At 71.3% G+C, this 18505-nt stretch carries 15 protein-coding genes; 3 read left to right on the top strand and 12 right to left on the bottom strand.

The genetic code is table 11. The features are described from left to right. Window positions 1–58: 58 nt before the first annotated feature. Window positions 59–2056, bottom strand: a complete 1998-nt coding sequence (locus tag ACX9TP_RS41515; RefSeq protein ID WP_482976219.1) for a CBM96 family carbohydrate-binding protein — start codon at window positions 2054–2056, stop codon at window positions 59–61. Window positions 2057–2337: 281 nt separating this feature from the next. On the opposite strand from ACX9TP_RS41515, the gene ACX9TP_RS41510 reads away from it, so the two are divergent. Next, window positions 2338–5181: a cation-translocating P-type ATPase gene (locus ACX9TP_RS41510; protein ID WP_482976218.1), complete on the top strand. Its 2844-nt coding sequence runs from the start codon at window positions 2338–2340 to the stop codon at window positions 5179–5181. Window positions 5182–5184: 3 nt separating this feature from the next. On the opposite strand, the gene ACX9TP_RS41505 is transcribed toward ACX9TP_RS41510, so the two are convergent. Further along, the gene (locus tag ACX9TP_RS41505) at window positions 5185–6081 is read right to left on the bottom strand and encodes a DUF547 domain-containing protein (protein WP_482976217.1); all 897 of its coding nucleotides are present in this window, start codon (window positions 6079–6081) and stop codon (window positions 5185–5187) included. A gap of 105 nt (window positions 6082–6186) precedes the next feature. On the opposite strand from ACX9TP_RS41505, the gene ACX9TP_RS41500 reads away from it, so the two are divergent. After that, a complete protein-coding gene (locus tag ACX9TP_RS41500) occupies window positions 6187–7230 on the top strand; it encodes a Rieske 2Fe-2S domain-containing protein (RefSeq protein WP_482976216.1) in 1044 nt (347 codons plus the stop codon). 33 nt (window positions 7231–7263) lie between these two features. Here ACX9TP_RS41500 and ACX9TP_RS41495 read toward each other — a convergent pair whose 3' ends face one another. Together ACX9TP_RS41495 and ACX9TP_RS41490 are read right to left on the bottom strand one after the other, a co-directional pair. After that, the gene (locus ACX9TP_RS41495; RefSeq protein WP_482976215.1) at window positions 7264–7482 is read right to left on the bottom strand and encodes a hypothetical protein; all 219 of its coding nucleotides are present in this window, start codon (window positions 7480–7482) and stop codon (window positions 7264–7266) included. A gap of 145 nt (window positions 7483–7627) precedes the next feature. Continuing rightward, window positions 7628–9058, bottom strand: a complete 1431-nt coding sequence (locus ACX9TP_RS41490; RefSeq protein ID WP_482976214.1) for a TolC family protein — start codon at window positions 9056–9058, stop codon at window positions 7628–7630. A gap of 314 nt (window positions 9059–9372) precedes the next feature. On the opposite strand from ACX9TP_RS41490, the gene ACX9TP_RS41485 reads away from it, so the two are divergent. Then, a complete protein-coding gene (locus ACX9TP_RS41485; protein WP_482976213.1) occupies window positions 9373–9864 on the top strand; it encodes a MarR family winged helix-turn-helix transcriptional regulator in 492 nt (163 codons plus the stop codon). Between the two features lie 43 nt (window positions 9865–9907). Here ACX9TP_RS41485 and ACX9TP_RS41480 read toward each other — a convergent pair whose 3' ends face one another. From ACX9TP_RS41480 to ACX9TP_RS41445, 8 genes are all read right to left on the bottom strand, one after another. After that, complete coding sequence (locus ACX9TP_RS41480; RefSeq protein WP_482976212.1) at window positions 9908–10702, bottom strand: energy transducer TonB; 795 nt, start codon at window positions 10700–10702, stop codon at window positions 9908–9910. Between the two features lie 16 nt (window positions 10703–10718). Further along, window positions 10719–11156: an ExbD/TolR family protein gene (locus ACX9TP_RS41475; protein WP_482976211.1), complete on the bottom strand. Its 438-nt coding sequence runs from the start codon at window positions 11154–11156 to the stop codon at window positions 10719–10721. A 3-nt stretch (window positions 11157–11159) separates the two neighbouring features. After that, window positions 11160–11870: a MotA/TolQ/ExbB proton channel family protein gene (locus ACX9TP_RS41470; protein ID WP_482976210.1), complete on the bottom strand. Its 711-nt coding sequence runs from the start codon at window positions 11868–11870 to the stop codon at window positions 11160–11162. Between the two features lie 237 nt (window positions 11871–12107). Continuing rightward, entirely contained in the window at window positions 12108–13103 is a 996-nt protein-coding gene (locus tag ACX9TP_RS41465; RefSeq protein ID WP_482976209.1) for an aldo/keto reductase family protein, read from the bottom strand. A 12-nt stretch (window positions 13104–13115) separates the two neighbouring features. Beyond that, on the bottom strand, window positions 13116–13598 hold the full coding sequence (locus tag ACX9TP_RS41460) for a DoxX family protein (protein ID WP_482976208.1): 483 nt from the start codon (window positions 13596–13598) through the stop codon (window positions 13116–13118). Between the two features lie 50 nt (window positions 13599–13648). Continuing rightward, the gene (locus ACX9TP_RS41455) at window positions 13649–14473 is read right to left on the bottom strand and encodes a helix-turn-helix transcriptional regulator (RefSeq protein WP_482976207.1); all 825 of its coding nucleotides are present in this window, start codon (window positions 14471–14473) and stop codon (window positions 13649–13651) included. Between the two features lie 12 nt (window positions 14474–14485). Then, window positions 14486–16450, bottom strand: coding sequence for an alpha-amylase family glycosyl hydrolase (locus ACX9TP_RS41450; RefSeq protein WP_482976206.1), 1965 nt, complete (start codon window positions 16448–16450; stop codon window positions 14486–14488). An 86-nt stretch (window positions 16451–16536) separates the two neighbouring features. Continuing rightward, window positions 16537–18330: a WD40/YVTN/BNR-like repeat-containing protein gene (locus ACX9TP_RS41445; RefSeq protein ID WP_482976205.1), complete on the bottom strand. Its 1794-nt coding sequence runs from the start codon at window positions 18328–18330 to the stop codon at window positions 16537–16539. Window positions 18331–18505 lie beyond the last annotated feature (175 nt).

Below are 18505 nucleotides of genomic sequence, written 5' to 3'. Positions count from 1 at the left end.
CCCGGACGCGGCCGGGGGGCGGTGCATCCCATCACTGAGCGCCGGCCAGGCCCTCCGGCTACGGCTCGAACTTCAGGAACAGCAGCTCACCCTTGTCGTCCGGCGGGGTGAGCACGGTGCCATCGACGGTGACGGGGCGGGAGAAGACGCCGCGCACCAGCGTGTGCCCATCGGGCAGGACGTCCAGGCCCCAGGTGTCCAGGTAGGGGTCCAGCACGCGAGACCAGCGGTGCGCCCCCGTGGGGCCGTAGCTGGCCACGAACGGGTTGACCTGCGTCGAGTGCCCCACCACGCCGCCCCCCAGGTCGATGGTGGTGAAGGTGCGGCCCTCGACCGAGATGTTGCCTGCCGCATCCGCGCCGAGGTGATGGAAGTAGTCCTGGCCGTTGCCGCCGAAGCCCCGGGCCCAGGTCTCGCTGCCCGAGGCGGACACCACCCCGAGGAACCCGTTGTGCCGGGGCAGGCCCACCTCGTCGGGCGGGCTGGTGATGGTGGTGCCCGCGAAGGTGATGTCGCCGGAGAAGAAGCCACCGAAGGCCACCGCATCTCCCGGCATGCGCGCGAGCGAGAGCACGGTGCCCTCCGCGTCGTTGAAGGCCTTGGACCAGAGCAGCGCCCCCGCCGGGCTGTACGAGGCGATGAACGGCGTCGAGTCCGACGTGGCGCCCAGCCGTCCCGTGCCCGCCGCACCGCCGACGAAAATCTGTCCCGAGGCATTCGTCATCACGTCATGGCCGCTGGTGCCGTCACTCCACGGGTTGCTGGTGCCCTCCGGCACGGCCAGCGACCACAGGTGGTCTCCCTCCCAGGAGAACCGGGCGAGGAACATGGCGTCCTGCGAGTGGGCTGGCCCGGACTCCATCGTCCCTCCGCCCAAATCCAGCCGGCCGGTGAAGTCGCCGGTGACGATGAGGCTGCCGTTGGCGTCGGTGGCCACCCCGCGGCCGATGGCGCGCAGGTACCTTCCGCCGTCACCCTGGGGCACGAAGCCGTGGGCCCACACGAAGCCGCCATTCGGAGAGAACTTGGCGATGAACAGCCCGTACGTGCCGTCGTTCGTCGTCGCGGGCAGGGGGCCTCCGCCGAAGTCGGGAGCGCCCGTGTAGCCGCCCACCACGAGGATGTTGCCCAGCGAGGTGAGGGTGAGGTCCTCGATTTCGAGGCGGTCGGTGGAGGCCAGGGGCGCATGGACGCGCGACCACTGGTGGCTGCCATCCGGGCCGTACTTCACCAGGGCGAAGTGGTAGGGCGAGGTGAAGGTCTGCCCGCCGAGCTGGGCCTGCGCGTCGAACGAGACGGCGACGACCTGGCTGCCGTCGGCGCTCACCGCCGAGGCCTCCGGCCGCTGGCTGCCCGCCCCACCGCGCTGCCGGGCCCAGGCGAGGTCTCCGCTCGTGCCCCGGCGGTCGCAGTACGTCCGCGCGACGGTGAGCACCAGTCGCGGCCGCTGGTCCTGCTGCGAGCGCTCCAGTGAGTAGAAGTCCACGCCATTGCCACCGGTGGGCACCAGTCCGAAGGCGTACATCCCCTCGCCCCTCACCACCGACGACACGTCGAACTCGACGGAGCTGTTGGTGGTGACGGCGCCCAGGTCCGCCAGCGGACCGCCAATGCGTCCCGGGCGGGTGTTCCACGTCAGGGTGGACTGGTTCCAGCTCGAGCCGACGCGGTGGAGCGCCGGGCCGTCCGTGCTGCCGTCGAAGGCGTACAGCTGGAGCCGCGCTCGCGTCACCGTGACGTCCGCGAGCAGACCGGGGGCGACGGAGAAGCGCAGGTAGGCCTCCATCTCCGGGTCCCCATCCACGAGCAGCTCGGGGCTCTGACCCCAGTTCACGTCCGGCCACTGCGCCGCGACGTAGGCGTCATCCTGCGGGGGCACCACGACGTCCTCGTACCGCGTCACCTGCTGGCAGGAATCCAGCGCCTCCTCTTGCGACTGTGCCTCCACCCGGGGCTCGCTCTCCTCCGCCTCCGGCCCCGCCACCCCACCACACCCCACCATCAACCCCAGGGCGGGCAGCAGCCCCAGCCCCTTCCTCCATTGCTTCGCGCTCACGTACGCCTCCCGGACGAATCGTCCGTGAGGACGGATTGCACTTGCAGTGCCAGTTGCATTGGCCCCTGGGAGGCGGGATTGGAGGGGCGGCGCGGAACCTCGACGGAATGCGGCAGGCCCCGAGCTTCCCTCTGGCGGACACGAGGCGGCGCCCGAGGGCAATTCGCTGTCCACCGAGCCAGCTTCCAGCCCGGGCGGAGGGTTCCGGCCGTCTTGCCTGCCCGTGAGATGGATGGAACTGGAGGCCACCGTCACCAGATTGGTCGAGGAGGAGCCGCCTCATGCACGACTCGCCCCCTTCCCAAGACCTGGCGCGCACGCCGCCGCACGCCGGGCCGCCCGCCGCCCAGGCTACCCCGTGGCATGCCCTGCCTCCCGACACGGTGCTGTCCCGGGTGGAGAGTGGCCCGAAGGGCCTGACCGAGGAGCAGGCACGCGAGCGGCTGGCGCGCGTCGGGCCCAACGTCATCCAGCGGCAGAAGGGCGAGGGGCCGCTGAAGCTGCTCTGGCGGCAGGTGAACAGCCCCTTCATCTGGGTGCTCATCGCCTCCTCGGTGCTCGCCATCGTCATGGGCAAGGTGACGGACGGCCTGGTGGTGGCGGCCGTGGTGGTGCTCAACACCCTCATCGGCTTCGTGCAGGAGTACCGCGCGGGCAAGGCGATTGAGGCCCTCAGCCTGATGGTGCCGGAGAGCGCCACCGTGCTGCGTGGGGGGCAGAAGCGCTCGGTGCCGGCCGCGCAGCTGGTGCCCGGGGACGTGGTGGAGCTGGCGTCGGGCGACAAGGTGCCCGCGGACATGCGGCTGCTCGCGTCGCGCAACCTCCAGGTGGAAGAGGCCGCGCTCACGGGCGAGTCGGTGCCGGCGCAGAAGCACGTGTCCCCGGTGGAGGAGGCGGTGGAGCTGGGGGACCGGGCGAGCCTCGTCTTCGGCGGCACGCTGGTGACGTCCGGCACGGGCTCCGCGGTGGTGGTGGCCACCGGCCCTGCCACCCAGCTGGGCCGCATCTCCACGCTGCTGAGCCAGGCCGCGGACCTCCAGACGCCGCTGACGAAGGCGCTGGCCGTCATCGGCAAGTACATCACCGTGGGCATCCTCGCGGTGTCCGCGGTGCTGCTGGGCGTGGGGCTGTGGCGCGGCTACGAGGTCAGCGAGGCCGTGGTGGTGGCGATTACCCTGGCGGTGGCCGCGATTCCGGAGGGCCTGCCCGCCATCGTCACCATCGCCCTGGCCATCGGCGTGCAGCGCATGGCGGCCCGGCGCGCCGTCATCCGCAAGCTGCCCGCGGTGGAGACGCTGGGCAGCACCACCGTCATCTGCTCGGACAAGACGGGCACCCTCACGCGCAACGAGATGACGGTGCAGGCGGTGTGGACGCCGTCGGGCCGCTGCTCGCTCAGCGGCGTGGGCTACGCGCCCACCGGCGAGCTGCGCCGGGACGGACAGCCCCTGGGCGCGCTGCCCGACGACGTGCGCGAGCTGCTGCTGGCCGGCGCGCTGTGCAACGACGCCTCGCTCCAGGGGCGGGGAGACCGGTGGGAGATGACGGGGGACCCCACCGAAGGAGCGCTGGTGGTGGCGGCGGAGAAGGCCGGCCTGCGCGTGGACGAGGCGCGCACGAAGCTGGCGCGCCTGGACGCCATCCCCTTCGAGTCCGAGCACCAGTTCATGGCCACCCTGCACGAGGACGGGCAGGGGGGCCGGCGCATCCTCCTCAAGGGCGCGCCGGAAGCGGTGCTGAGCCGCTGCGCCCCGCACGACGGAGCCACCCCGGAGGCGGTGCTGGCGGAGGTGGAGCAGCTGGCGCGACAGGGCATGCGCGTGCTCGCGGTGGCGGGCCGCGACGTGCCCGCCTCGCACGCGGGCCTCTCCGAGGAGGACGTGGCCGGCGGGCTGCGGCTCTTCGGGCTGGAGGGGATGATTGACCCGCCTCGCGAGGAGGTCATCGCCGCGGTGCGGATGTGCCACGAGGCGGGCATCGTCGTGAAGATGATTACGGGTGACCACCCGGCGACGGCGGAGGCCATCGGCGTGCAGCTGGGGCTGCTGAAGGAGGGCGCGTCGGGCCTCACCGGCGCGCGGCTGGCCGCCGTCGACGACGCGGCGCTGCCCGAGGTGGCCCTGGGGACGAACGTCTTCGCGCGCGTGGCGCCCGAGCACAAGCTGCGGCTGGTGCGGGCGCTCCAGTCGAAGCGGCACGTGGTGGCCATGACGGGGGACGGGGTGAACGACGCGCCCGCGCTCAAGCAGGCCAACATCGGCGTGGCCATGGGGATTACGGGCACGGCGGTGTCCAAGGAGGCGGCGGACATCGTGCTCACGGACGACAACTTCGCCTCCATCGCCGCGGCGGTGGAGGAGGGACGGCGCGTCTACGACAACCTCATCAAGTCCCTGGCCTTCGTGCTGCCCACCAACCTGGGCCTGGCGCTCATCCTCATGTTCGGCGTGGCCTTCTTCCCCATCCAGGACCTCGGGGGCGAGCAGGTGCCGCTGATGGCCATGCTCCCCACGCAGCTGCTCTGGATAAACCTGGTGGCCACCGTGTCGCTGGCGCTGCCGCTGGCCTTCGAGGCGAAGGAGTCGGACATCATGCGCCGGGCGCCAAGAGACCCGGACGCCCCGGTGCTCAGCCGCTTCGTGGTGAGGCGCACCGGCATGGTGGCGCTGCTGATGGCCGCGGGCGCCATCGGCCTGTTCCTCTGGGAGTACCGGCGCGAGCTGCCGCGCGTGGGCCACGCGCTGGCGCTGGCCGAGGCCCAGACGATGGCCGTCAACACCGTCATCAGCTTCCAGATCTTCTACATGCTGATGTGCCGCACCCTCACCGGCTCGCTGCGCAAGGTGGGCCTCTTCAGCAACCGCACCGTCTTCGTCGGCGTGGGCGTGCTGGTGGTCCTGCAGCTGGCCTTCATGTACGTGCCCTTCATGCAGCGGGTGTTCGGCACCGCGCCGCTGTCGCTGGAGGCCATTGGCCTGTCCGTGCTGCTGGGGGCGGTGGTGCTGCCGGTGGTGGGGCTGGAGAAGTGGCTGCTCCAGCGCAGCGGCACCGAGGTGGTGAAGCAGGTGCACCGCGACGGGAAGGAGCCGCCGCGCCGGGGGCCTCGCGAGCGGCTGCCCGCGTGACGTCTAGGGACGGGGCTCGCGGGCGGCGGCGTCCGGGAGCGTCCAGTCCTCCGGCGTGTAGACGATGTGGCAGCGGTCCAGCTTCGGGCCGCAGGCGCGGTCCAGGTCTCCCCGCGTGGCGCAGCCGGGCCGCTCCTCGCAGGTGTCCGGGAGGAAGGCCCAGACGAGCTGGAGCACGTTGCCGCCGCGCCCCTCCGGCAGCGCGCGGAGGAAGTCGTCGCGGTACGTGTCGAACAGGCGCGCCAGGTGGACGGTGTCGCCGTCCAGGTCCACGTGGCGCTTGTCGGCCATGAAGCGGCGGCTGGCGTCGTTGAGCTGCGCGTCCAGGAACTCCGGCTGGAAGTGGGCGCCGTCCAGCCGGGGGCCGCCGCGCGCGCCCTGGAAGAGGGCGAAGTGGATGCGCGGGTCGGCGAACTCGGTGCGCAGCACGCGGTTCTCCAGCGCCCACAGCGTCAGCCGCTCCCCGCCCACCGGCCACGCCCGGCCCCAGAAGAAGCGCCCCAGCCAGGGCTGGCGGACGGACTCCAGGTACGGGTAGCCGTCCACCACCTGCTGGAGGACGAGCGCGTTGTAGGCATTGAGCCAGTAGGCGAGCGCGTCCTCGGGCGTGGGGAAGACGTCCGGCCGGTTGTGGGGGGAGAAGGAGGCCAGCGACTCCACGAAGCCGTCCAGCGCCTTGCGCTCGCGGCCCACCGACGCGAAGTCCACGTCGCCGTCCGGCCGCACGTGCCGCAGCACCTGCGCATAGCCGTTGTAGTGGAAGGGCTCCGCCGCGTCGGGCACCCGCGCGGGCAGCAGGCCCTGCACGTGCAACGCCGCGGTGGCGGCCGCCAGGGCCGTCACGGCGAAGAGCAGGGCGGGCACCCGGAGGCGGCGCAGGAGGGAGGGGGGAGCGTCCACTGCGCTACATCATAGACCAGGGCCCGCGCGAGGCGCTGGAGCGGGACACCGGCCTCACATTGCCGAGGGACGGGCTCCGACGCACGCCGCTATACTTGGGGCGTCATGGTGCCCCCGCCCGACGTCATCCGTCACTTCCACCCCGTGCTCCCCGCCCGCTCGCTCGGCAAGAAGCCCGTGCGCGTGGAGGTGGCCGGCCGTGCCTATGCCCTCTTCCGGGACGCGTCGGGGAAACCCGCCGCGCTCGCGGACGCCTGTCCCCACCGCTTCGCGCCCCTGTCGAAGGGCCGGGTGCGCGCGGACGGACGGCTCCAGTGCCCGTACCACGGCTGGCGCTTCGACGCGGAGGGCAGGGGCGCCAACCCCAGCCAGCCGGACCTGCGCCACTGCGACGCGCGCAGCTTCCAGGTGGTGGAGCGCCACGACTACCTGTGGCTGGCCGAGCGGGACACGCCGCTGTCCGCCATGCCGGACATGGAGGCCGACGGGTACGTCTACGGCGGGGCCTTCTCCCAGCTCTTCGAGGCGCCGCTGCACGTGTCGCTCGACAACTTCAGCGAGGACGAGCACACGCCCTACGTCCACACCCGCCTGGGCTGGGACGACCCGCGCGCGGACCAGGTGGAGTACGAGGCGCACAACCACGAGGACCGCACCGAGGTGCACTACCGCGCGCCCCAGCGGGCCGCGCCCCTCATGAAGCTGCTCGGCGTGCGCGACGGGGACTATTTCCAGAACGACTGGGTGACGCGCTTCGACCCGGTGCGCAGCCGCTACACCGTGGGCTGGGTGTCACCCACGGGCAGGCAGCGGCCGTTCGTCACCCGCGCCAACATCTTCTTCGTGCCGGAGACGGCGACGACCACGCGCCTGCACGTCTTCTCGTTCCTCAAGTGCGTGGTGCCGGCGATGCGCCCGCTGCTGCCCGTGGCGGCGCGCGCGGCGGCCGCGCTGACGTGGTGGGAGGTGCGCGACGACGCGCGCTTCATCCCCACCGTCGCGGGCACGCCCTACAGCCACAAGGGCATGCGGCTGGACAAGTACGACAAGCCGCTCGTCCACCAGCGCCGGCTCATGGAGCGCATCTACTACCGCACCGGGCCTGGTGTGGCGGCGGTGCCGCTCGCGCGCGAGGCCTCCAGCGGCTGAGGGGCCCCGCGGCGCGGGCTGGCGCGGCGGCCCTCAGTGGATGGAGGGCGCGGGCTCCTGGTAGGGCGTCGCCGTGCCGCCGACTCCCGCGCGGGCCTCCCAGGCGTTGCAGCCGCTGTCGCCGGACACCTCGAGCTCGTACTTGCTGAGCTCCGGCTGCATGCACTGACTCGTCTCGTCGCTGCTCGGCTGGGGATGGTGGCTGCTGAAGTACTTGCAGCCCTTGCAGTTCCCCCATTGTCCGTCCGACATGACGTCCTCCTCGGGAAAGGGTGGATGCCTCTCCCCCGAGGGTGGGGCTGGTGGTGGGCGCTCACAAGCACCGCTCGCCACCCGCGCTCCAGGGCAGGCGGCCCGGCGCCCGGGAATGGGCGCCGGGGCCATGAAGCCCGGGCGACTACTGCTGCGGCGCCGGCTGCGGCGCGGGCTGCTGCTGCGCGGGCTGCTGCTGCGCGGGCTGCTCCACCGGCCGCGGCGCGGACTCGCCCGGCAGCGGCTGGAGGTGCGGCGGCACCGCGTCCGGGTCCTTCAGGTCCGAGTCCAGCGCCCGGGCCTCGAAGGCGCCCACGGAGCGCAGCAGGCGCAGCGCCGCGAGAGCCGACTGGAGGCGCTCGTTCACGAAGCCAATCTCCGCGCTGGTGAGCGCGGTGTTGGCGTCGGCGACCTCCAGGTAGGTGGCCACGCCGGCCTTGAAGGAGACGTCGGTGAGGCGCTGGGACTCGCGCGCCAGCTCCACCGTCTGCTCCGCCTTGAGGCGGTTGGCCAGGGCGCTCTCCAGGTCCAGCTGCGAGCGCTTCACTTCCTCGCGCGCGGTCAGCTCGGCCTTGCGCTGGTTGGCCCGGCTCTCCGCGATGCGGGCGGAGGCCTCGGTGAGGTTGGCCTCGCGCAGGCCGCCGTCCCACAGCGTCCAGGACGCCGCGAAGGTGATGGCCCAGGTGTCGGACTGGCCGGTGAAGCCGGCCGCGTTGACGACGCGGTACGCGCCGTTGACGCCCAGCGTGGGCAGGTAGGCCAGCCACGCGCCCAGCTTGTTGGTGCGCGCCAGCTCCAGGGCCTCACGCGAGGCGGCCACGTCCGCGCGCTGCTCGAGCGAGCGCTGGTAGAGCTGCTCCGGGTCCGCCTTCGCGGCAACCTGCGGCTCGGGCGGCGGGGCCACCTCGAAGTTGGCGTCGTCGAACGCCAGCAGGGTGGCGAGCACCAGCCGGGCGGAGATGGCCGCGTTCTGCGCGCGGATGAGGTCCTGCTCGGCGCGGGACAGGTCCTGCTCGGCGCGCAGCTGCGCCACGCGCGTCACCGTGCCGGCCTCGAAGCGCACGCGGGTGTCCTTGGCGCGTGCCGCGTTGAGCTCCACCAGCCGCTCCTGCACGCGCACGGCCTGCGCCTGCGCCGCGGCGCCGTAGTACGCCTGCGCCACGCCGAAGAGGATTTCGCGCCGCGCCTGCTCCACGTTCAGCGCCGCCACGCGCTCGGACTTGTAGGCGGCGGAGATGCCGGCCCACAGCTGCGGGGCGATGAGGGCCTGGCGCACTTCAATCTGCGCCTGGCGCTGAATCAGCGGCTGGATGGTGATGGGCACCGGGGCGATGGGGCCGGGCGGGATGATGGCCGCATCCGAGTTGCGGATGATGGCGCCGCTGGCGACGATGGTGGGCAGGTAGCCCGCCCAGGCCTTGCGCGAGGCGGTGTCCGCCTGCTCCAGGCGGGCCTGCGCGGCCTTCAGGTCCAGGTTCTCCTTGCGGGCCCGGGAGAGTGCGTCCTCCAGGGTCAATACGGGCGGCGGTGCCGCGGCCAGGGTGGCCGCCAGGGTCAGCGCCAGAAGTGAGCTCATACCGCCTCTACCTCCTCAGGGGCCCGCGCCGGCGCGAGCCACGACGTCCAAATGGACTTGCTACGGGTTGTCTCTGCACTGCGAGCGCCCGGATTTCTCCTCCGGGTGCCTCGGAAACGACAGGAAATCAGCGGTGCGCACACTGCCGGGGCTAATGGGACTCATCCTCGGCAGGGCCACCCGACCCCCTGTCCTTCCTGGGCCCGGGGACGCATAGGCCAGGGCGTCCGAAATTGGAAGCTCCGGAATGTATTAATCGTCAAAGGTTGATGAAGTCAATTGTTTAGGTGCTCGTGGGGAATTACATTGAAGGCATGAGCAGCGAGCACGTGGAGCGGAAGACGAGGCCGGCGGAGTCTCGACGACGGGGCGAGGCCGCCACGGAGGTGGAGGAGCGGGATTTGCCACGCCAGGCGTGGACGCTCCTCTTCGAGCTGATGCACGCGCACATGCGCAACTTCCCGGCGCTGGCGGCGGAGTTCGAGCTGTCGCCGGTGCAGGCGCACGTGCTGCGGCAGCTGGGCGAGGCCCCGCTGGCGATGAGCACCCTGGCCAACTACCTGTCGTGCGACGCGTCCAACGTGACGGGGCTGGTGGACCGGATGGAGGCGCGGGGGCTGGTGGAGCGGCGCAGCTCCGAGCAGGACCGGCGGGTGAAGATGCTGGTGCTGACGGACGCGGGCGCGGCCCTGCGCGAGCGGCTGCTGGAGCGCATGGCCGAGCCGCCCGAGGCCATCGCGGCGATGAGCGACGAGGACCTGCGCGCCCTGCGCGACATCATGCGCCGGGCGCTGAAGCCGCAGTGAGCATGCAGGCGGCCAGCGCTCCCCGGGAAGGGGAGCGGCCGCTTCAGTCCAGCAGGAAGGTGTACGAGTACTTCATCTCCGTGGAGACGGCCTCGCCGCCCTTGATGGCGGGCTTGAAGCGGAAGCGCTTGATGGCATCCCGCGCCGCTTCATCCAGGCCGTAGCCCGGCCCCTTGAGAATCTTCGCGGCCACCACCCGGCCCTCGTTGTCGATGGTGATGGACAGCGTCACCGTGCCTTCGATGCCGGCGCGGCGGGCCTCCTCCGGGTAGGGAATCTTCACCTCGGAGGCCACGGTGGGCTCGGAGTCCACCTGGTAGATGGGCGTGTACTTCGGCGCCGAGTACCCCTTCACCTCCTTGGGGTCCTTCGCGGTGCGGTCCACCTTGCCGTAGGACGTGTTGCCCACGGGCGCGGCGAAGGTGCCGGCGCTGGTGGTGGACGACATCGTCATGCCCACCACGAGCGGAGGCGGCTTCGCCTGCGGCGGCGGGGGCGTGTCGTTGGGCGGGGGCGGAGCCTCCACCGGAGGCGGCGGCTGGGGCTTGGGGGCCTCGGCCACCTTGATGGGCGGAGGCTTCACCGGCTTCACCTTGGGCGGAGGCGGCTTGGGCTCCTCCTTCTTCTCCTCGGGCGGCGGGGGCGGGGGCGGCTTCTGCACCTCCACCATGACCAGCTCCACCGGGCGCTGGACGACGGGGCGGGGACGCTCCGCCATGCGGGCGAGCATCCAGAAGCCGCCGCCGTGCAGCACCAGCGACACGAGCAGGAAGGCGACCACCGCGGCCTGCGAGCGGCGGGGAGGCAGGGACGAGTTGTCGAGGACCGCCTGGCTCATGGGGTGACGTCTCGCTTCAGGGCGCGGCGGGCGTGGCGGCGGGGGCCACGTCCTTCTCGATGTTGAGCGCGAACTTGGCGATGCCCTGGCCCTTCACCACGTCGATGAGCCGCATCACCCGGCCATACGCGAGGCTCTGGTCCGCGCTGATGATGGCGCGGGTGTCCTTGTCCTTCGCCACCTGCTCGGCCACCTTCGTGGACAGGTCCGCCTCGCTCACCTCGGTGCCGTCGAAGTAGAGCTTGCCGTCCTTGGCCAGCACCACGTTGACCAGGCCCTGCACCGTCTCGCCGCCGTTGGCCGCGCGGGGCAGGTCCACCTCCACCGTCTCGCGGACGATGAAGTTGGCCGTCACCATGAAGATGATGAGCAGCACCAGCACGATGTCCACCAGCGGCGTGACGTTGATGCCGGTGATTTCCTCGTCGTTGTCCTGCTGCGCGCCTCCCGCCATGGCCTAGCGGACCTCCGCGGCGCGCGGGGCCGCGTCGGAAGCGGGGCGCTCGGCGCGCAGGCTGCCCACCAGGGCGAAGCCCAGGGCGTTGGCGCGGCTGGTGAGCGTCTTGAGCTGGCGGTTGAAGATGTTGAAGGCCACCACCGCCGGAATCGCGACGGCCAGACCCACCGCCGTGGCGACGAGCGCCTCGGAGATGCCGGCCATCACCGTCTGCTGGATGGCGGCGCCCTTCACGGCGGAGGCGCCCAAATCGTGGAACGCCTTGATGATGCCGAGCACCGTGCCGAACAGGCCGATGAAGGGCGCGTTGTTGCCCAGCGTGCCGAGGAAGGACAGGAAGCGCTCGTACTGGGGACGCTCGCGGGCCATGGTGGAGGCAATCACCTGCTCCACGGTGTCCGCGCCCTGGGCGGTGGACGCCAGCGCCTCGCGGACGACGGCGGCCTCCATGCCGCTTCTACCTTCCACCGCCTTGCGCGCCGCCTCGAAGTCACCGCGCGCCAGGCGCACGGCCAGCCCTTCCGAGTCCGGCAGCCGGTGGCGGGCGAAGTACACCGTCCGCTCCAGCATGATGGCGATGGAGAGCACCGAGAGGACGACGAGAATCCACAACACCCACTCGGCGGAGGTGAGCGTCACGCCGAGCAGCTTGCTGCTGAGCCAGCCAAGCTCGGGTTGACCCGTCTGGGACAGGAGGAGGTAGGGCGTCATGAAGGGAAGCCTAAGTGTAGGTGGGCTACGAGTCTCAAGTAACCCGGTTGCCAACTCGCGCGCCCATCTCTTGTTCCCCGAGCCGGGAAAGTCAAATGGAAGGGCGGGTTTGGTGCCCATCCGCTCGCTGGGGGACGGGGATGTAGCGCGGAAGTCGAGGGTGTCACGCCCCTGGTACGTCCCAGGGCCCGCCGTGTTACCGGCGGGCAGAGAAAGCGGGGGCTCCCTCGGAAGGTCTCACGGGCGGCGGGGCGGGCTCTCGGTGAGGGCCGGGTCCTTCTCCACGGCGGGGCCCAGCACCGCGTCGATGCGGCGCAAGAGCTCCGCCTCCAGCTTCACGCCAGCGGCCTTCACGTTGTCGTGTACCTGCTCCGGGCGGGTGGCGCCGATGATGGCGGAGGAGACATTCTTGTTCTGGAGCACCCAGGCCACGGCGAGCTGGGCCATGGTGAGGCCGGCCTCCTTCGCCAGCGGCTGGAGCTGCTGCACGCGGGTGAGCACGTCGTCCGACAGCAGCCGGGTCATGAAGCGCGAGCCGGTGGGGTCCGTGGCGCGGCTGCCGGCTGGCGGCGGCTTGCCGGGGAGGTACTTGCCGGTGAGCACGCCCTGGGCAAGGGGCGACCAGACAATCTGCCCCAGGCCTTCCGCTTCCGAGGCGGGGATGACCTGCGACTCAATCACCCGCCACAGCATGGAGTACTGGGGCTGGTTGGAGATGAAGGGCACGCGCAGCTCGCGGGCCAGCGCGGCGCCCTGGCGAATCTGGTCGGCCGTCCACTCGGAGACGCCGATGTAGAGCGCCTTGCCCTGGCGGACGAGGTCGGCGAAGGCCAGCATCGTCTCCTCCAGCGGCGTCTCGAAGTCGAAGCGGTGGGCCTGGTACAGGTCCACGTAGTCCGTCTGGAGCCGCTTCAGCGAGCCGTCGATGGACTCCAGGATGTGCTTGCGCGACAGGCCCCGGTCGTTCTTCCCGTTGCCGGTGGGCCAGTACACCTTGGTGAACAGCTCGTAGCCGGCGCGGCGCTGGCCCTTCAGCGCGCGCCCCATCACCTCCTCGGCCCGGGTGCCCGCGTAGACGTCCGCGGTGTCGAAGGTGGTGATGCCCGCGTCCAGCGCCGCGCGCACGCACGCCAGCGCGGCCTCCTCCTCTACCTGCGAGCCGTGGGTAATCCAGTTGCCGTAGGAGATTTCACTGACGACCAGACCGCTGCGTCCGAGATGGCGGAAGTGCATAGGCGCGCGAGACTAACCATGCGCCGCGAGCCTCGCACGGCCGAAGGTGCGCCAGAGTCCACCGGCCCACGCCACCCAGGCGATGTAGACGAGCTGGAAGGGGATGCGCAGCCAGAAGTACCAGTCCGGCAGGGGCAGCACATGCGAGGCGCTGTTCGCCGCGGCCTCGTGGATGTTGGCGGGGAGGATGGCCACGAGCAGCGCGATGAGCCCCAGCGCCGCGAGCCGCCGGGTGCGCCCGAGCAGCATCCCCACGCCGCCGGCCACCTGGAAGACGCCGGAGAGCAGGACCCAGAACAGCGGGGACGGGAGCTGGGGCGGAATCATGGCCTCGTAGCGCGCGGGCATGAGGAAGTGCATGACGCCGGCCCCGATGAAGAAGAGGCCCGCGGCCACCGCCGCCCTGTCCCGGGGCGTGGCGAGCGCCGGGAGGCGGCGCAGCGGGGGCAGGTGCAGCAGCGCGAAGAAGGTCAGCAGGACGAGCGAGAAGGTCATGACGAGCTCCTTGAAGGGTGGCGTCGGGCGGGGTGTCCGCCGCCGTGCCTTCAAGATGCGTCGGTGGGACGGGCCTTCGCTTGAACGAACTGGCTACGGCGTTGGAGCGACGAGGGCGTGGTGCCGAACATGCGCCGGAACGTCCGCGTCAGGTGGGCCGAGTCCGAGAAGCCGGCCGCGTGCGCCGCCTCGCCGAGGGTGCGGCCCGCGGCGATGGCGCCCGCCGCGCGCTGGAGCCGCAGCCAGAGGAGGTAGGGGCGCAGCGGCACGCCGAGCGAGTCCGTGAAGGCATGCATCAGCCGCCCGGGGGACAGGCCGGCGACCTCGGAGAGGGCTTCGAGGGACGTGTCCTCGGGGGCGGGCTCGGCGCGCAGGTGGCGCAAGAGCTTGCGCACGCGCGGGTGGACGCGGTGCGGAGTCTCCGGCGTGCCGGAGAGGGCTTCGAGGGTGGACTCCATCCATGGCCCCACGGCGTCGTGGGGGATGGGGCCGCCGCGGGGCAGGGCGCTCAGCAGGGCGTCGCGCCGGGCCTCGTCGAAGAGGCGCACCGGACCTGTGAGCGAGCCCTGGAGCCGGATGCCGTCGTGGCTCTCCGGCTCGACGAAGAGGAGGAGCACCTCGCAGCCGCGCGCGTCGATGGAATGGGACGCATCGGGGCCCACCAGGACGCCGGCCGCGCGCTCGGCCGACTTCAGGCCCTGCGCGCGGACGGTGAGGGTGCCCTGGCGGCAGAGCACCAGGTGCATGGCGTGGTGGGCGTGCTTCGTGGACTGGTCACCCGGGCCCCACATCGCGAGCGCGGCGGGCCAGACCACCAGCGGCATGTCCGGCCACGGGGCCCGGGGCGCGAGGTCTGGAGGTCGGGCGAGCAGCATGCGAAGCGCGTTCTACCAGCGGTCCCTCGAAAGGATGACCGCGCTGTAGCTCCCGAGCGCCAGGCCGCCGCGCGCGGGCATTCCGTCCCGCCCGCCCCACGAGGCCCAGAAGTCATTCGTGGAGGTGTTGCCGAAGTCGGGCGAGTAGCCCTGCCAGTCGCTGTTGAAGCGCACCCGCCACAGGCCATCCGAGGGCAGGCCGAGCTCGTACCAGGAGAAGGCCCGGCTGCCGAGGTTGACCAGCACCACCACGTCGTCGCCCGGGCCGCCGTGCTGCCAGCGGTGGAAGGCGAGCACCTTGTCCGAGTGGTTGAGGTGGAAGACGTGGAGGTGCTCACCGCGCAGGCCCGCGGTGTTGTCGTGCCAGTTGCGCCGCAGGTGGATGAGGTCCTGGTACGCCTGTCGGATGCCGGTGAACCAGCCGGCGCGGTTCCAGTCGAGCGGGCTGCCGTCGTCGAAGTGGCCGTCCTGCAGGAACTCCTGCCCCATGAAGAGCATGGGGATGCCGGGCGCGGTGAGGGTCAGCGCCGCGCCGAGCACGGACTTCTTCTTCGCGCGCCAGCTCCCGGTGTCGCCCGGTGCGACCTCCGAGGGGATGCGGCTCCTGCCGTTGGCCACCTCGTCGTGGCTCTCCGTGTAGATGACGCGCTGGGTGGCCTGGCCGTTGTAGCGGGCGTACAGCGCGTCGCGGACGGCGTGGAGGTCGCGACTCTCGTCGAAGGGCGTGGTGAGCGCGGCGCGCACGGGGTGGACGAACGACGCGTCCCACTGCGAGTCGCAGCCGGCGCCCTGGGGATGGGTGAGGGCCGGGTCTCCGCCCATGTCCTCCGCGATGACGAGCTTCCACGGGAACTCGCGCTTCACGGCCTCGGAGATGGAGCGGAGCAGCTCCCAGCCGGCGGGGTTGTCCACGCCGTTGGCGGTGCGAATCTCCTTCGTGGCGTCCAGGCGCAGGCCGTCCATGTGGTACTCGCGCAGCCACATGAGCGCGTTGTCGCGCAGGTAGTCGCGCACCTCGGGGCGGCCATAGTCGGGGCGCGTCTGGCCCCAGGGGGTGTTGGCGCGCTCGTCCGTGTAGAAGTACATGCCGCCCCTGCCGAACGTCTCGCCGTCGAAGTCCCAGTGGGGCAGGTCACTGGGGCCCAGGTGGTTGTAGACGACGTCGAGGATGACGCCGATGCCGCGCCGGTGGGCCTCGTCCACGAAGCGCTTGAGGTCGTTCGGCGTGCCGTAGGAGCTCTCCGGCGCGAAGGGGAAGGTGGGGTTGTAGCCCCAGGAGAAGTCTCCGGCGAACTCGGACGAGGGCATCAGCTCCACCAGGTTGACGCCGAGGTCTCTCAGGTAGTCGAGCTTGTCGATGGCGCTCAGCCAGTTGCCGGGACCCCAGCCCGGCGCGTCGTGGAAGGTGCCCACGTGCAGCTCGTAGAGGACGGCCTCGTTGAAGGCCGGCATGCGGAAGTGGCTGTCGTAGCGCCAGAGGAAGTCGCGGTGGTCGACGATGACGCTGTTGCCGGTGGAGGTGGTGACGTCCGCGGCGCGCGGGTCATTGCGCCAGCGCCAGTCGCCGTACTTGCCCTGGATGACGTACTGGTACTGGTGCCCGTTCCAGGCGCCGGGGACGTCGCGGGAGAAGTTGCCCGAGGGCTCGCGGGCCAGCTCCACCGCGTGCCAGTTGCTGAACTCGCCCACCACCTGCACGCGCTGCGCGTGGGGGGCCCAGACGCGGAAGGTGGTGCCGCCGTCGTAGGGGATGGCGCCCATGCCGCCGCGCCAGGAGGGCTGGGGCCAGGCCTCGGGGACGAAGGTGGTGAGGTCCGCCGGCGCCTGGAGCTTCTCCGCCGGGCCGAACAGCTCCGGCGCGGAGCGCGTCCGGGGCGAGCGCTGCAAGACTTCGTTGCCGCGGGCCTTGCAGATGGCCTCGTGGAAGTCCTTGCGTGGTTGCTTCAGTGCTTCTGGTTTCACCTTGTTCGTCGCCATGTCATCCCCCCGTGGATTCCGTGGGGCGGCATTCCGACAGCGCGGCCGGGCGAGGGCAACCCGGCGCAGGTACGAACGCGTTCAGTTCAGGGCAGTGGCGCGGTGCTCCGTGGAGCTGCGTTCTTCACGGTCCGCGCCGCAATCTGGAACAGGTGGAGTGCACGGGCATATCCCCCGGGCCGCCGGGTGAGACTCTCGTGCCCGCCGCATTCGTCTGCTTCGAAGGTCAGCCTGCCCTCCTTCACGGGGCTGGAGGGACAGGCCCACTCGAGGACCACCTTCCTGCTGTTGGTGGAGCCGCAGTCGGTCGGAGCTTCTTCGTGGGTGGCGGCCTCCTCCAACTCTCGGAGGATGCGCTCCCCCTCGGCGCGTGAGAGTTTCCGTGCGTCGGCATTCCAATGGTCGACGCGCACGGCCCCCTCCACCAGGCGGTTCTCCTCCAGCCTCCCCGAGAGACTGGCGCCATCCCGGGTGAGCTCCAGACGGAGTGTGTGCTCGACGTGGTGCTCGCAGCCCTGTTCGATGAAGCGGACATCCATGGTGGCGGGCGCAGTGGAGCGCAGGCACTCGAAGGGGGAGCTCACGCGGGCCTCGCCCGCTGAGGGGCCGGCGTTCATCTCGAAGTCGTAGGTGTCCATTGCCTCCGTGGCAATCACCCATTCGCGCCCGAAGTGGACGTCCGGGGAGCGCAGCAGCGTGCCCGTCGCCGTCCTGGCCAGGGCCGTGCCCGTCTTCAGGAACACGAGCCGCTGGATGGGCGTCTGCGGGAAGCGCCCCACCTTCACCCAGCTCCGGCCCGCATCGAAGGTGGCGACCACGTGCTCACCCGACCACCCGAGCCACTCTTCGGAAGACTTCTGCGCGATGCCGTCCAGTGGCGTGAGGACGCCGGTGCCCGCGCTCGGGAGGGGGCCTGCCCACGCGAGCCGTCCCGAGACGTGGGTGCGCAGCCGGCTTCCTCCGAGCGTCACCACCGCGTTTCCGCCCATGGCGACCGCGTCCTCGTTCAGGGCGGGAATCCACGAGGCCGGAGCACCATGGCCTGTTCCCAGGGTGATGACCTGTTGCCCGCTCGGTGTCACCGCGAGGCCCAGGCCCGAGTCCTGCTCTTCGGCGGTCAGGGGCCGGGCCTGCCACGTCTTCCCGCCGTCGGTCGTCTGGAAGCGGCTTGCCTCGCCAGCAATCCAGGCCACCTCGGGCGTGAGGCGGACCACCTGGAGGAGCCGGTCGGGTTCCGGAGGGCCGAAGTCGCTGTCGACCAAGGGTGGCTCGGGAGCCGTCAGTTGCTGCCAGCGCTCACCGCCGTCCCGGGTCTCCCACAAGGTTCCTCTCGACCCGAGGACCCAGCCCCGCTCCGTGTCGAGGAAGGACATGGACCTGCAGCGGTCGAGGGCGTTGAAGGGCGTGCCCTTCAGCGCGCGCCAATGGGCACCCGCGTCGTCGCTGCGGTGGATGCCGCCGGAGGAGCCACAGAGCCACGTGCGTTCGCCCGCGCGCTGCAGGTCAAAGACCCACAGGTCTTCCGACAGCGGCACGGAGTGCCAGGTGCGCCCCGCGTCCACCGTGCGGAGCACCCGCGCGCCCATGTAGCCCGCGATGATGCCGATGTCGGGCGTGTACCAGACGAAGAGGTCGAGGTTGTGGTGGTCGTCGAGGATGCCCCGGGAGAGCGCGGCAGTGAGCTCCGGCTCCTCGCGCCAGGAGCGGCCGGCATCCGCGCTGCGCATCATCTGGAAGGGAGCGGCTTCGTTGCTCGGCCTGCCGCTGCGCGAGCCAGTCACCACGGCCCACCAGTCCCCGTCCATCCGTTGGGCCACGCTCGCCACCCGCTGGTAGTCGAGCTCCTGGACGCCCAGGTCCACGAGGAGGGTCGGAGCCACCGTGCGAGCCGGCTCGTCCCACGGAGGGAGCTGGCCGCGGGTAGGGCACCCGGGTTCCGTTACCAGCAGCAGCCCGAGCAGGGCAGGTAGGCACGAGGCGGGACTCATGGTGGAACCCTCCAGGAAGGCCCGTCTATCACGGTGGCGCGCGCCGCCGTGCAGGCCCAGGGGTGGC

The sequence above is a fragment of the Pyxidicoccus sp. M15 genome, assembly GCF_056858435.1.
This window is presented reverse-complemented; position numbering and strand designations above follow the sequence as displayed.